This is a genomic window from Pseudomonas sp. BIOMIG1BAC, from assembly GCF_001705995.2.
GTDB lineage: Bacteria > Pseudomonadota > Gammaproteobacteria > Pseudomonadales > Pseudomonadaceae > Aquipseudomonas > Aquipseudomonas sessilinigenes.
This window is the reverse complement of sequence record NZ_CP049045.1, coordinates 1873021-1887071: the sequence shown is the minus strand read 5'-3', so window position 1 is coordinate 1887071 and position 14051 is coordinate 1873021. Positions and strand designations below refer to the sequence as shown.

Annotated in this window: 15 protein-coding genes; 4 read left to right on the top strand and 11 right to left on the bottom strand. The window is 59.8% G+C overall.

Annotation, left to right across the window (positions count from 1 at the left end):
* Window positions 1-10 precede the first annotated feature (10 nt).
* From ATY02_RS08790 to dapA, 3 genes are read right to left on the bottom strand one after another with little or no spacing between them, the layout of a single operon-like run.
* Complete coding sequence (locus tag ATY02_RS08790; RefSeq protein WP_068580023.1) at window positions 11-769, bottom strand: MBL fold metallo-hydrolase; 759 nt, start codon at window positions 767-769, stop codon at window positions 11-13.
* 4 nt (window positions 770-773) lie between these two features.
* Window positions 774-1889, bottom strand: a complete 1116-nt coding sequence (gene bamC / locus ATY02_RS08785; protein WP_068580025.1) for an outer membrane protein assembly factor BamC — start codon at window positions 1887-1889, stop codon at window positions 774-776.
* Window positions 1890-1906: 17 nt separating this feature from the next.
* Window positions 1907-2785 carry a 4-hydroxy-tetrahydrodipicolinate synthase gene (gene dapA, locus ATY02_RS08780; RefSeq protein WP_068580027.1) on the bottom strand — a complete coding sequence of 293 codons (879 nt, stop codon included), beginning with the start codon at window positions 2783-2785 and terminating at the stop codon, window positions 1907-1909.
* Window positions 2786-3112: 327 nt separating this feature from the next.
* On the opposite strand from dapA, the gene ATY02_RS08775 reads away from it, so the two are divergent.
* Complete coding sequence (locus ATY02_RS08775) at window positions 3113-3673, top strand: glycine cleavage system protein R (RefSeq protein WP_068580029.1); 561 nt, start codon at window positions 3113-3115, stop codon at window positions 3671-3673.
* A gap of 10 nt (window positions 3674-3683) precedes the next feature.
* The gene (locus tag ATY02_RS08770) at window positions 3684-4157 is read left to right on the top strand and encodes a peroxiredoxin (RefSeq protein ID WP_068580030.1); all 474 of its coding nucleotides are present in this window, start codon (window positions 3684-3686) and stop codon (window positions 4155-4157) included.
* Between the two features lie 49 nt (window positions 4158-4206).
* Here the strand turns inward: ATY02_RS08770 and ATY02_RS08765 are convergent, their stop codons facing one another.
* Both ATY02_RS08765 and ATY02_RS08760 read right to left on the bottom strand, forming a co-directional pair.
* The gene (locus ATY02_RS08765; protein ID WP_068580032.1) at window positions 4207-5277 is read right to left on the bottom strand and encodes an AI-2E family transporter; all 1071 of its coding nucleotides are present in this window, start codon (window positions 5275-5277) and stop codon (window positions 4207-4209) included.
* Between the two features lie 36 nt (window positions 5278-5313).
* Window positions 5314-5553 (bottom strand): sulfurtransferase TusA family protein, encoded by a 240-nt coding sequence (locus ATY02_RS08760; protein WP_016963906.1) that lies wholly within the window; start codon window positions 5551-5553, stop codon window positions 5314-5316.
* A gap of 231 nt (window positions 5554-5784) precedes the next feature.
* Between ATY02_RS08760 and ATY02_RS08755 the strand changes: the two genes are divergently transcribed.
* Window positions 5785-7218, top strand: a complete 1434-nt coding sequence (locus ATY02_RS08755) for a M48 family metalloprotease (RefSeq protein ID WP_068580033.1) — start codon at window positions 5785-5787, stop codon at window positions 7216-7218.
* Between the two features lie 72 nt (window positions 7219-7290).
* Here ATY02_RS08755 and ATY02_RS08750 read toward each other — a convergent pair whose 3' ends face one another.
* The 4 genes from ATY02_RS08750 to rpoE form a co-directional block, all read right to left on the bottom strand.
* Window positions 7291-8715, bottom strand: a complete 1425-nt coding sequence (locus ATY02_RS08750; RefSeq protein ID WP_068580035.1) for a DegQ family serine endoprotease — start codon at window positions 8713-8715, stop codon at window positions 7291-7293.
* A gap of 224 nt (window positions 8716-8939) precedes the next feature.
* Window positions 8940-9896 (bottom strand): MucB/RseB C-terminal domain-containing protein, encoded by a 957-nt coding sequence (locus ATY02_RS08745; RefSeq protein ID WP_068580037.1) that lies wholly within the window; start codon window positions 9894-9896, stop codon window positions 8940-8942.
* Window positions 9897-9904: 8 nt separating this feature from the next.
* On the bottom strand, window positions 9905-10492 hold the full coding sequence (locus ATY02_RS08740) for a sigma-E factor negative regulatory protein (protein ID WP_068580039.1): 588 nt from the start codon (window positions 10490-10492) through the stop codon (window positions 9905-9907).
* 31 nt (window positions 10493-10523) lie between these two features.
* The gene (gene rpoE / locus ATY02_RS08735) at window positions 10524-11105 is read right to left on the bottom strand and encodes an RNA polymerase sigma factor RpoE (RefSeq protein ID WP_007930230.1); all 582 of its coding nucleotides are present in this window, start codon (window positions 11103-11105) and stop codon (window positions 10524-10526) included.
* Between the two features lie 555 nt (window positions 11106-11660).
* On the opposite strand from rpoE, the gene nadB reads away from it, so the two are divergent.
* Window positions 11661-13265, top strand: a complete 1605-nt coding sequence (gene nadB, locus ATY02_RS08730; RefSeq protein WP_068580041.1) for an L-aspartate oxidase — start codon at window positions 11661-11663, stop codon at window positions 13263-13265.
* Window positions 13266-13345: 80 nt separating this feature from the next.
* On the opposite strand, the gene ATY02_RS08725 is transcribed toward nadB, so the two are convergent.
* Window positions 13346-13795 (bottom strand): protein YgfX, encoded by a 450-nt coding sequence (locus ATY02_RS08725; protein WP_068580042.1) that lies wholly within the window; start codon window positions 13793-13795, stop codon window positions 13346-13348.
* On the bottom strand, window positions 13779-14033 hold the full coding sequence (locus tag ATY02_RS08720) for a succinate dehydrogenase assembly factor 2 (protein ID WP_068580044.1): 255 nt from the start codon (window positions 14031-14033) through the stop codon (window positions 13779-13781). The genes ATY02_RS08725 and ATY02_RS08720 overlap by 17 nt, the downstream gene beginning before the upstream one ends.
* Between the last annotated feature and the right edge of the window lie 18 nt (window positions 14034-14051).

The following is a 14051-nucleotide window of genomic DNA, read 5'->3' as shown; positions in this document are numbered from 1 at the left end:
AGTAGGTGGGCTAGGCGATGTAGCGCCAATCGAGCCCTGAATCTTGATCGGCCAGTTGCAGCCAATCCGGATCGCACCCGAGGGTGTCGACAAAACATTGCCGGGCCAGCTGCGGCAGGTTGTTCTTGCTGCTCAGATGGGCCAGGACCAGGTGTTGCAGGCCCTGCCATCCCAATTCGGCCACCAGGCTTGCGGCCTGATGGTTGTTCAAATGTCCCAGGTCACCGCCAACCCGCTGCTTGAGAAAGTACGGGTAGTGACCGCGCGCCAGCAGGTCGCGGCAGTGGTTGGCCTCGATCATCAAGGCGTCCAGGCCACGGTAGCCGCCCAGCACATCAATGCCATAGGAGCCAAGGTCCGTCAGCAGGCCAAAACGCCGCCGACCGTCGCTGAAGACAAACTGCGTAGGTTCCTGGGCATCATGGGCAACGGCAATCACCTCGATACCCAAGGCACCGATCTGCAGCCGCTCGCCACCACTGACAAAACCTGTCGCCTCAACCGGCTTGCGCATCCCGCGCAAGGTGCCCTGGCTGAGGTAGACCGGTAGATTGTAGCGCCGCGACAGCAAGCCCACGCCATGCACGTGATCGGCATGTTCGTGGGTCACCAGGATAGCGCTCAGCTGCGCGGGATCGACTCCCAGTCGCAGCAAGCGCCGCTCGGTTTCTCGCAGGGAAAAACCACAATCCACCAGAACACAGGTATCGGCGCTTGCGATCAGCGTGCCATTCCCTTGGCTACCACTGCCGAGAACGGCAAAACGCATCCAATCAGCCCAGGTTGTCCTGAATCACGCCCAGCACCTTGCGCGCCACATCAGCAGGGGCAACGGTGTTGATGTTCTTCTCGACAGTGACCTGTACGTTCTCGCCCACCTTGCTCAGGCGAACCTGATAGCGCTCGGCACGGGCCTCGATTTCTTCCTTGGCCGGCTTGCTGCCGAACAACTTGCCGAAGAAGCCTGGCTCGTCGTTCTTCTTCTCGGCTTTTTCGGCCAGGTTGATGTAGTACAGGCCCAGGCTGCGGTTGATGTCTTCAACTCGCCATTCGCCCTGCTCCAGGGCACGACCCACGCTGGACCAGGCACGATCGAGGTCAGCCCCCAGGTTCAGTACCGGGTTGCCGCTGCCGTCTTCGCTGAGGCTGACTCGGCTCGGGGTATCGAAATCACGGGCCGCCAGCAACGATACCGAACCGCCTTTCTCGGAGGTGCGGCTCATGCTTGCCAGCATGTCGTCCACCAGGGCGGCGTCCAGGCCAGTGTTGACCGAACGATTGGTGAACTCCACATCCGCGCTGCTTCCGGCAGGACGCTCGGCGCTGACCACATAGACTTCACTGGTGTTGCGCTGCACGCCCGGCTCAATACGCACTCGTACGCGGGTCTCGCTGTCAGCGGCGACGCCGGCACTGGCCAGGCGCTTGGCCACGGCAGCCGACAGTTCGTCGGAGCGCTGCCAACGGGTGGTGAATTCACCGGTCTGTGGGCGCTGCTGGTCCAGGCGGAAACCATTGTCCTGGAAGAACTGCACGGCCACAGGCCAGACTTCAGCCGGTGGGTGCTGGGCCATTACCCAACGGGAATCGCCGCTCTTCTGCAGGGTGTAGTCGCTGGAGTCGGCAATGGCCGACAACGGCAGCGGACGAGGCACTTCGTACTCGCCCTTGACGTTGTCATCGGCAACGTTGCGTGGAATCGGCAACAGCGGATCCAGGCGCTTGGAGGTCTGGACATCCGTTGGCAATTGCATCGGTGCTGTTTGTTGCGCTTGCAGGTAATCGCTACCCCGGTCACGGAAGTAGCCTTCCGGCCCCCAGATCCAACCGCAGCCACTGGTGCTGGAGATAATCAAGGCAAGTGCGGAAAGTCCGGCCATTCGCTTCATGCGTTGTACTTCCTCAATTAAACCAAGACGCCGGACTGGCGCATGGCCTGCCGCAGCGGTTCGTGACAGGCAGCACTGAGCCAGGTGAGCGGCAGACGGATACCGTCCGGCATCATGCCCATTTCGTGCAGGGCCCATTTCACGGGAATAGGGTTGGATTCGATGAAAAGTGTCTTGTTCAGCGGCATCAGGGTCTCGTGGATCGCCCGGGCCTTGTCGGCATCGCCAGCCATGGCTGCGGCGCACATTTGGCTCATGGCCCGTGGCGCGACGTTGGCGGTCACCGAGATATTGCCCTTGCCGCCCAGCAGGATCAGCTCCACGGCAGTGGCGTCATCGCCGGAGTACACCAGGAAATCGGCAGGCACGCCGGCCAGGATCGCCTTGGCCCGGTCCAGGTCGCCGGTGGCTTCCTTGATACCGATGATGTTCTTCACGCTGGAGAGGCGAATCACGGTCTCGGCCTGCATGTCGCAAGCGGTACGGCCCGGCACGTTGTAGAGGATCTGCGGAATGTCCACCGCCTCGGCGATCGTGCGAAAGTGCTGGTACAGGCCTTCCTGGGTCGGCTTGTTGTAGTACGGGGTCACCAGCAGGCAGGCATCGGCGCCGGCGATCTTCGCATTGGAGGTCAGTTCGATCGCTTCGCGCGTCGAGTTGGCGCCAGTACCGGCAATTACCGGGATGCGCCCAGCCACCTGGTCAACCACCCGGCGGATCACTTCGATGTGCTCGTCGACGTCCAGGGTAGCCGATTCACCTGTGGTGCCGACCGCCACGATGGCGTTGGTGCCCTCTTGCAGGTGAAAGTCCACCAGTTTGCTCAGGCTGTCCCAGTCGAGATTCCCCTGTGCATCCATGGGTGTGACCAGTGCCACCATACTGCCCGCAATCATGCAACCGCTCCTGCCGGAAAAAGAGAGCGGTAATGGTACTGGCGCCAAGTTCCTTGCACAAGCGAAGTCCCGCACCCTGAGCATTCCCCTGAGCGATGGTTTTCGCTACCCTTCAGCCTTTGATTGCTACTGAATAAGCACATAAGCCGGGTTATCGCCTGCCTGCTGGTTCTGCAAAGCCCCACTCTTGTGTTGCCTGCCCGTGTTCCGCGAGTTTCGGGACCCGCCGTCGGCTTGAGGTTCAAGGCCCATCCAGACCCGTCCACGGCCCTTGCCCGCTATTGGCTTGTTAACAGTGGTGACCGCTCATCGCTTTAGGAATGCTGCATGTCCACCCCCACAGTTCGCGAACAATTCCTTGTCATCAGTGCCCTCGGCGCCAACCCCATGGAGCTGACCAACGTCCTGTGCCGCGCCAGCCATGAAAACCGCTGCGCCGTGGTGACCTCGCGCCTGACCCGGCACGGCGAGTGCAGTGCGTTGGTACTGGAGGTTTCCGGTAGCTGGGACGCCCTGGCGCGCCTGGAAAGCAGCCTGCCGTTCCTGGCCAAGAAGCATGCCTTCACCGCCAATGTAGTGCGTAGTGCCGCCCTGGAGAATCGCCCCCAGGCCTTGCCTTATGTCGCCTACGTCAGCGCAGCCTATCGCCCCGACATCATCAACGAGCTGTGCCAGTTCTTCATAGACCACCAAATCGAACTGGAAAACCTCACCTGCGACACATACCAGGCGCCGCAAACCGGCGGCACCATGCTCAATGCCACCTTTACCGTGACCTTGCCCGCCGGGACCCAGATCAGCTGGCTGCGCGATCAGTTCCTGGACTTCGCCGACGCCATGAACCTCGATGCCCTGATCGAACCCTGGCGCCCACAGAACCCCATGTAAGGAAACCCTCATGGCCGTAGCTATCGACCAACCCGTCGCCGATTTCCAGGCCCCCGCTACCAGCGGCCAGACCGTCAGCCTGTCTGGCCTGAAGGGCAAGCAGGTGGTGATCTATTTCTATCCCAAGGACAGCACTCCGGGTTGCACCACCGAAGGCCAGGGCTTTCGCGACCAATACGCCGCCTTCCAGGCTGCCAATACCGAGGTTTTCGGTATTTCCCGCGATGGCCTCAAGTCCCACGAAAACTTCAAGTGCAAGCAGGAATTCCCCTTCGAGCTGATCAGTGACAAGGACGAAGCCGTCTGCCAGCTGTTCGATGTGATCAAGCTGAAGAAGCTCTATGGCAAGGAATACCTGGGTGTAGACCGCAGCACCTTCCTGATCGACAAGGACGGCGTGCTGCGCCAGGAATGGCGCGGCGTGAAGGTTCCTGGTCATGTCGATGCGGTACTGGCTGCCGCCCAAGCACTGCACAAGGCTTGAAAACAACGGGGCGGCATAAGCCGCCCCGCTTGCATCTACCGGCCCTGCACTAGAGCAGAGGCGCCACCACCGGGTCTTTTCGTGGCCAGGCATCCAGTACGGCCTTGAACAAGGTCGCCAGGGGAATCGCAAAGAATACCCCCCAGAATCCCCATAACCCGCCAAACAGCAGCACCGCACAGATGATCGCCACGGGATGCAGGTTCACCGCACCAGAGAACAACAGTGGCACCAGCACGTTGCCGTCCAGGGTCTGGATGATCCCGTAGACCGCCATCAGATAGATGAACTGATCACTCCAGCCCCACTGGAACAGTGCGATCAGCGCCACCGGCACCGTCACTATCACCGTGCCGACATACGGCACCACCACCGAAATCCCCACCAACAACGCCAACAGCGCCGCATAGTTCAAGCCAAGCATGACAAAGGCGACATAGGTCACGCCGCCACAGATGACAATCTCGATGACTTTGCCACGGATGTAATTGGCAATCTGCTGGTTCATTTCATGGGCTACCCGGGTAATCAGGGCCCGCTCTCGCGGCAAGTAGCCAATGACCCAGCGACTGATCATCGCCCGGTCCTTGAGGAAGAAGAACACCAGGATGGGCACCAGCACCAGGTAGATCATGATGTTCACCAGCAACGGGAGGCTAGACAGGGAGAACGTCAGCGCCCATTGCCCGAACTTGCCGATTTCACCGCGCGCCACCTCGATAGCCTGGAGCACCTGCTCATCGGATACCAGGTGCGGATAACGCTCAGGCAACAGCAACAACAGCGACTGCCACTTGGCGAGCATGCCCGGCAGTTCGTTGAACAACGTGATCAGCTGGTGCCAGAGCAACGGCACCACCACCAGGATGAACAACAGCAGCACCCCCATGAATAGCGCGAATACCAGCCCCACCGCCGCAGCCCCGGGCAGACGCAAGCGCTCCAGGCTCACCACCAGGCCTTGCATCAGGTAGGCCAGGACCATGCCGGCCAGCACCGGCGCAAGCATCCCGCCCAGGGTCAGTACGGCCGTGAAGGCCAGGAACAGCAGGACGGCCAGCACCACCGCCTCTTCATCCGAGAAGTAACGCTGTATCCAGTCGCGTAGCACTTTGAACATCAATGATCCTTAAAAGATGAAAGCGGTGAACGGCGCTCAGGCCTTTTTCAGCCAGTAGCGATAAACCCCGGCATCGTCCTCTTCGCGCAGCAGGGTATGACCGGCCAGCCGGGCGAAAGTGCGAAAGTCACGCTGGGAGCCAGCATCGGTGGCAATGACCTTGAGCACCGCACCACTGGCCAGGCGATTGAGCTCCATCTTGGCCTTGAGCAGCGGCAGCGGGCAGTTCAAGCCACTGGCATCCAGCTCGGCATCATGGGTGACAACATCCGTCATGGCGTTACTCCGGTGATCGATTCAAGGTGCCTAGAATACCCTGCGAGGCCAAGCTGCCGACAAATAAGACAGCCTGAGAAATCAACACGCAACTGGGGTATCACGCTGCTGGTGTAGACGCAGGATATTGCCGAAAAGCACCTTTTTTCGATCAGAGTTTTCAATGCTATTGTCTGGTCCCCAGGCAGGTGTCCAGCTACAGTAGACCCTTTGTCGATTAAGGCTTTGTGCATGAATTTTTTGCGCCCTACCCTGCTGACGCTCGCTTGCCTGCTCGCCTCACCGGGCTTCGCCGACGACCTGCCGTCACTCGGTGATGCCAGTTCAGCCATTGTCTCGCCACAACAGGAATACCAACTGGGCCGTGCCTGGCTGGCCCTGCTGCGCAGCCAGGTTTCGCAACTCAACGACCCGCAGCTCAAGGACTACGTCGAAAGCAGCGTCTACAAGCTGGTGGAGACCAGCCAGGTCAATGACCGCCGCTTGGAGTTCATCCTGATCAACAGCCCACAACTCAACGCCTTTGCCGCTCCAGGCGGGATTGTCGGGGTCAATGGCGGGCTGTTCCTCAATGCCCAGACCGAGGGCGAATACGTTTCGGTACTGGCCCACGAACTGGCGCACCTTTCCCAACGCCACTTCGCTCGCGGCGTCGAGGCCCAGCAACGGATGCAGATCCCCATGATGGCCGCGCTACTCGCCGGCATCGTGGTGGCCGCCGCCGGCGCTGGCGATGCAGGGATCGCGACCATTGCCGGCACCCAGGCAGCGGCGATCCAGGAACAACGGCGCTTCTCTCGGCAGAACGAGCAAGAGGCTGACCGGATCGGCATTCTCAACCTGGAGAAGGCCGGCTACGACCCTCGCTCGATGCCGACAATGTTCGAACGCCTGATGCGCCAATACCGCTTCGATGCCAAACCGCCAGAATTCCTCCTCACCCACCCGGTCACCGAATCACGGATTGCCGACACCCGCAACCGCGCCGAACAGGCCAGGCCCGGGGGAGTCGAGGACAGCTTGCGCTATCAACTGATCCGCGCACGAGTGCAACTCAATTACGAAGAGTCTCCGGGCCTGGCGGCCAAGCGTTTTCGGGCCCAGCTCGACGAAAACCCAAAGAACGATATCGCTCGCTACGGACTGGCCATCGCCCAGCTCAAAGGCAGCCAGTGGAACGAAGCCAGGGAGAATCTCAAGCCATTGCTGGCCAAGTCGCCCAACGACATCACTTACAACCTGGCCCAGATCGAACTGGACATGAACAACAATCGCCTGCCGGACGCGCAGTCGCGCGTCGAGCGGATGCTCGGCCTGTACCCGAACAACTATCCGCTGAACCAGATCCGGGTCGACCTGATGCTCAAGCAGAATCGCCCCAGCGATGCGGAAAAAGCCCTGGAGGGCCTGCTCAAGAGCCGGCCTAACGACCCAGACGTTTGGTACCTGGTCGCAGAAACCCGTGGCCTGTCGGGCAACATCATTGGCCTGCATCAGGCGCGGGCCGAGTACTTTGCTCTGGTGGGCGACTATCGCCAGGCCATTCAACAGCTGGATTTTGCCAAGCGCCGTGCCGGAAGCAATTTCCCTCTGTCCTCACGAATCGATGCTCGCCAGCGCGAGATGATGGACCAGGAACAGATGGTCAAGAACATGATGCGCTGACCCTGGCAACAACAAAAAAGCCCGCCTCTTGTGAGGCGGGCTTTTTATTGGGTTAACCCCGGGGCTGGTGAATTATTCCGCCAACTTGAAGGTAATGAAGCTGGCTCGGCCCTGGCGCAACACGCGCATGGACACCGAACGATTCTTCGGCAGCGCCTTGGCGATCTCGGTGAACTCCTTCGCCGAGGTGATCGCCTGGTTGTTCAGGTGCGTGATCACATCACCTGGCTGCAAGCCGATCATCGCGGCCGGGCCATCCTGGACTTCCTTGATGACCACGCCACTCTTGAGGTCGTAAGCCTTCTTCTGCTCTTCGCTGAGTTCGACCACGGCCACCCCAAGACGATTGCTGCTACGCTCGACACCGGATTTGGACGCCTGGCTCAGGTCCTTGTCTTCTTCCGGGATAGCGCCAACGGTCAGCTCGATGTTCTTGCGCTTACCATCGCGAATCACTTCCAGGTTGGCCTTGGCGCCCGCCTTGAGTGCCCCAACCAGATGCGGCAGGTCCGCCGACATGACAATCGGCTGGCCATTGAGACTGAGGATCACATCACCGACCTGCAGGCCGCCCTTGGCCGCAGGGCCATCGTCCTGGATCTGGGCGACCAGGGCACCAGCCGGTTTTTCCAGGCCGAAAGATTCAGCCAGGTCCTTGTTGACCTCCTGGATCACCACACCAAGCCAGCCACGGCTGACTTTGCCGCCTGCCTTGAGCTGGGAAGAAACATCCATGGCCACGTCGATCGGAATGGCGAAAGACACTCCCATGAAGCCGCCGGAACGGGTATAGATCTGCGAGTTGATCCCTACGACTTCACCCGCCAGGTTGAACAGTGGACCACCCGAGTTGCCTGGGTTGATTGGCACATCTGTCTGGATGAACGGGACATAGTTCTCGTTGGGCAAGCTGCGGCCAATGGCGCTGACGATGCCCTGGGTCACCGTGTGATCGAAACCGAATGGCGAGCCGATGGCCACGACCCACTGGCCAGCCTTCAGATCCTGGGACTTACCCAGCTTCAGCACTGGCAGGTTCTTGCCGTCGATTTTCAACAAGGCCACGTCGGAGCGTGGGTCGGTACCGATCAGCTTGGCTTTCAGTTCGCTGCGATCGGCCAGGCGCACGAGGATCTCGTCGGCGTCGGCGATCACATGGTTATTGGTCAGGATGTAGCCATCCGGAGAGATGATGAAGCCCGAACCCAGCGATTGGGCCTCACGCTGGCGATCCCCGCGAGGAGAGCGCTGCTGGGGCATGCCACGCTCGAAGAACTCGCGCAGCATGGGCGGCAGCCCTTCAAGGTCAGGCATCTGCGCCGAAACACGGCGATCAGGCAATTTCTGGGTAGTACTGATGTTCACCACCGCAGGCGACGCCTGCTCGACCAGTTGCGTGAAATCAGGCAACTCGGCGGCCTGGGCAGAAACAGCCTGCCCAAGCACCAGCACAGTGGCAAGAATGGTGAAGTACGACTTCAAGCGTGGTATCGACATACGGCTCCCGTTACGACGAGCGTGGTTAAGCGATATGGAACAAGCCGTGCCGTAGTAGCAGGGGCGGCACTTTTATTCCAGGAACGACGAATAAGGTCAGAACCGAGGGGGCTCTGACCTATAGAAAAACTCTGGGAATTTTGCAAATGAAATTGTTCACCGAACATTTCATCTTCTCAATTGTGAAGTAGCCATCCCTGCCCTCTTGCACAACCAGCGACGCTTCATTGCTTGGTGCTGGAGTCAGAACGCATCGACAAGGCGATACGCTCGGCAGTACCAATAGGAATTTCCCCGACCACAGTGACCATCATTTCGCCGTCGGGCGTGGTCAGGCGACGAGATACCGCAACGGTAGGCCCAAGCTGAGTCCGAGTATCGGTGACCGTCGCGCCATTGAGCGGTTCGAGAAACACCGAGAAACGCGCCAATCCATCGTCATACAGCAGGCTGTTGACCATGACCTTGGTTTCAGGGTCCTTGCGGGCGCTACTGCTGGTCAGTTCGAAACCTGGCGGAAGCCAATCGGAATGCCATGCCTGCGTAGCCTTGATCGCCGAGGCCTTGTCGCTGTCCAGCACTACGGCCTTGCAATTGCCGCTAGGACGTAGCTCGGCATCCCCAGGCACATCAGCCGTATCCAGCTGGGTGAACTGGAAACGCTCGAGCAACTGCCCCTTGTCGTTCAATAACAGCGACTTGAGCGGTAGCCCGGTTTCACGATCCAGATGCAGTTCAAAACCGTAACGGTGCTGATCCCTGGGTGCGAGCGAAACGATGACTGCCGGACGCCCAGCCACTCGCGACTTGCCGATAACGGCAAGATCGTACCAATTCTTGAGTTTCTGCGGGTCCAAAGAACGCGCCGCAGAATCGGGCGAGTCTCCCAAGCCTGCGACCAGCGCACCACTGACGCATTGAGTGCGACCATCGACGCGCACGACCTCTTGGGCGGAACCATCGAGCTGGATCAGCCGCTCAACAACCTTCCCATCCTGGACTCGATGCCAGATGTTATGGGTGGAGAAACTGCCATTGCGCTCGTAAACGAAGGTACCTTGAAAGCTTTGCTGTTGTTCCGCTTGCCCAAGACGCTGCAGCCAGTCCTGGGCTTCATCGGCATGGGCTGGAACCACGAACCAGCCACTGAGCAGAAGCGAGAGTAGAGGGATGGCGCGCATGATCCTCCTTAACGGTTTTCCAAGCTCGCCGCACGAGCATAAGGCAGTGCGCTTTCAGTGCCTTTGAGTGCAGCTTGCTGGGCATGCTGACGCAGATAGCTTGGCAGACGCTGGTCATGCCAACCTGGCTGCCCTTGCAATACGCCATTGGCCATGGGGCCTGTGGCTTCCGAGCTTTCATTGTAGCCGGCCAATACCGCTGGACCTTTGACCTGAGGCGTTACCAGAGGAGGTTGATTAGCCTGTTGGGCTAATTCGACACCCGCAATTTCGTCGTGGTTATACAAACGTACACCAGCCAGCACGGCCACGGTCACCGACGCAGCGACTGCCAGGCGACCCAGGCTGCGCCAAGGACCACGGGAAGTCTTGGTCGGTGTGGCTTCATCAGCCAAGGCTGCAGAAACGGCAGCGGCGATATCCAGACGCGGAAGCAGCAACTCCTTGTGCATGGCGGCCCGAGCGATCTGATAACGAGCCCAGGTCTCACGGGTCTCCACTTCGTCGACGGCATTCAATACCCGACGTAATTCCAATTCGTCCGCTTCGTTATCCATCACCGCGGACAGCGATTCCTGCAGGGCTTCACGACTCATGGCGGTTCCTCTCTTGGCTGTCGCCGCTGTCTCAGGTTTCCTGCAACAACGGCTGCAGGGCTTTGTCGATGGCTTCCCGGGCGCGGAAAATCCGGGAGCGCACGGTACCAACCGGACATTGCATGACGCTGGCAATGTCTTCATAACTCAGACCATCGAATTCACGTAAAGTTAACGCTGTACGCAAATCTTCCGGCAATTGCTGGATGGTTCGATGGACAGTGCCCTCGATCTCATCCCTTAGCAGTGCACGCTCCGGTGACTCAAGATCTTTCAGGCCATGATCGCCGTCATAGAACTCCGCATCCTCGGAACTTACATCGCTATCCGGCGGCCGGCGGCCGCGTGAAACCAGATAGTTTTTCGCCGTGTTGATGGCGATGCGGTACAGCCACGTGTAGAACGCGCTGTCACCTCGAAAATTACCTAGTGCACGGTATGCCTTGATAAAGGCTTCCTGTGCGACATCCTGGGCTTCATGGGTGTCGTGCACGAAACGCACGATCAACCCGAGAATTTTGTGCTGGTATTTCAGCACGAGCAGATCGAACGCTCGCTTGTCGCCACGCTGAACGCGCTCGACCAGCTGCTGATCCTCTTCCTGGGTTAGCATGAACACTCCTCGATAAGCTCGGAGGAGGCTTGCATCACTAATCGATCAGGCTTGCAAACATAGACTCGGGCTTTTCGCAAAAGTTCTCCCCCTCCAAGCAAGTTTCCTGCGGGCTCTGAAGCGGCACGCACGAAAAACGCAGCGCGGGCTAGGCCGGCTGCGCGAATAATCCTGTCATCGATTCCGACCGAGGGAAATACACTGCAAACCCTGGGTAAAACCGACGCTGTCCCTTCTTTCAGGCAACCTTCTATTGAGTTTGGGGCCTCGGCAAAAGTTCCCAATCTTTATAGCTGCGCTGGACGAAGATTGTGTAACGCTAAAGAGAAAAACAGCCCGGCGCCCTCGATCTACCCGGCTACGAACAACATCCAACACGCCGCAGTGATCGAGAACAACGCATTTGCTCAGCGAAGTCGCACAATGCCATGAAGGCGCGACTATTGTGCCGATCCCCCCCTCTATATACTAGTGGGCTGTGTGGCTGCTTCGACTCGCCGATTCAGGCGTCTTGCGCCAACCCCATATCGGGTCGCTTTGAGCGGAATCCATCAAATGAGCCAACAGTTTCAACACGATGTCCTGGTGATTGGCAGCGGCGCCGCCGGCTTGAGCCTGGCCCTGACCCTGCCCAGCCATATGCGTATCGCGGTACTGAGCAAGGGCAACCTGGCCAACGGCTCGACCTATCGTGCCCAGGGTGGTGTAGCCGCGGTGCTGGATGACACCGATACCATAGAATCCCATGTCGACGACACCCTCAACGCCGGCGCCGGCCTGTGCCATGAGGATGCGGTGCGTTTTACCGTGGAACACAGTCGAGAAGCCATCCAGTGGCTGATCGACCAAGGCGTGCCCTTTACCCGTGACGACGAGTCCGGCAACGATGACAACGGCTTCGAATTCCACCTGACCCGAGAAGGTGGCCATAGCCACCGGCGGATCATCCATGCCGCCGACGCCACTGGCGCAGCCATTTTCACCACCCTGCTGGCCCAGGCCCGGCAACACGCCAATATCGAACTGCTGGAACAGCGGGTCGCCATCGACCTGATCACCGAAAAACGCCTGGGCCTTGGGGGCGAGCGCTGCCTGGGCGCCTACGTACTCAATCGTGCTACCGGTGAAGTCGACACCTTTGGCGCACGCTTCGTGATCCTGGCCTCCGGTGGTGCAGCCAAGGTCTACCTCTATACCAGCAATCCCGACAGCGCCTGTGGGGATGGCATCGCCATGGCCTGGCGTGCCGGTTGCCGGGTGGCCAACCTGGAGTTCAACCAGTTCCACCCCACCTGCCTCTACCATCCGCAGGCCAAGAATTTCCTGGTGACCGAAGCCCTGCGTGGCGAGGGCGCCCACCTGAAACTGCCCAACGGCGAGCGCTTCATGCACCGCTTCGATGCCAGGGCGGAACTGGCGCCCCGGGATATCGTCGCCCGGGCCATCGACCATGAAATGAAGCGCCTGGGTATCGATTGTGTCTACCTGGACATCAGCCACCAGCCGGAAGCCTTCATCAAGAGCCATTTCCCGACGGTGTACGAGCGTTGCCTGGAGTTCTCCATCGACATCACCCGGCAACCGATCCCGGTAGTACCGGCCGCCCATTACACCTGTGGTGGGGTGATGGTCGACCAACACGGCCACACCGACGTCCCAGGCCTGTATGCCATCGGCGAAACCAGCTTCACCGGCCTGCACGGGGCCAACCGCATGGCCAGCAACTCACTGCTGGAATGCTTTGTCTATGCTCGCTCGGCCGCAGCCGACATCCTCCGGCAACTGCCGCATGTCTCGATTCCCATCGCCCTGCCCGCCTGGGACGCAAGCCAGGTCACCGACTCCGACGAGGACGTGATCATTGCGCACAACTGGGATGAACTACGGCGCTTCATGTGGGACTACGTTGGCATCGTGCGCACCAACAAACGCCTGCAACGCGCCCAGCATCGAGTCCGCCTGTTGCTGGATGAAATCGATGAGTTCTACAGCAACTACAAGGTCAGCCGTGACCTGATCGAGCTGCGCAACCTGGCCCAGGTCGCCGAACTGATGATTCTCTCGGCCATGGAGCGCAAGGAAAGCCGCGGCCTGCACTACACGCTGGACTATCCAGGCATGCTCGACGAAGCCAAAGACACCATTCTCTGCCCGACCTGATCCGGCCAACGGGGCTTGAGCATGATGCGCCAGTCCCTTTCCGTCTCTTCGCAACACCTTCTTTGGGGCCAGCCCTCCCCCTAGACCGATCCCCATCTGCTGCGGCCGAACTTGAGCCGCACACGCAGTCGCCGGTGCTCATCGGACGCCATCGAGTCCCATGGCACGCAAATGCAATGAACCCAAGGCCGCCCCGGCAACCGAAAACGCAGCACCACGATCAATGGCAATGCCAGGCTATCGGGACGCAGCTCCACAGCCTGCCAACCCCGTGCCGGGCTCCACAATTGCCAACCGCTGGTACCGTGGCGCAAGCACCTGAATGCCCGGGAGTGGGTCAGCAAGACTTGCCGGGGCAACACCCAGGCGCCGTGCAGCAGGCACGACAAAACCGCCAGTACCTTGGCAACTGAAGGGATATCAAGCAGGAAGATGGCGCCCAGGGCCATGGCCTGGGCCAGCAGGTACGCCGCCAGCAGCAGCCTTGAGGCCTGCCAGCGGCATTCGAACAACTTACTTGGGTTGGACACGGTCCAGGATCATGCGCACCATGCGCTGCAACTCAGGGTCCGAGGACTCGCTGCGCTCCATGAACCAGCCGAACATGTCCTGGTCCTCGCATTCGAGCAACTTGCGATAGCACTCGCGGTCGGTCTCGTTGAGGTTCGGGTACACCTCCCTGACGAACGGCACCAGCAATACATCCAGCTCGAGCATGCCGCGACGGCTGTGCCAGTAGAGGCGATTCAGTTCAACATCTTCAACCATGGAACGCTCCTCAAATAG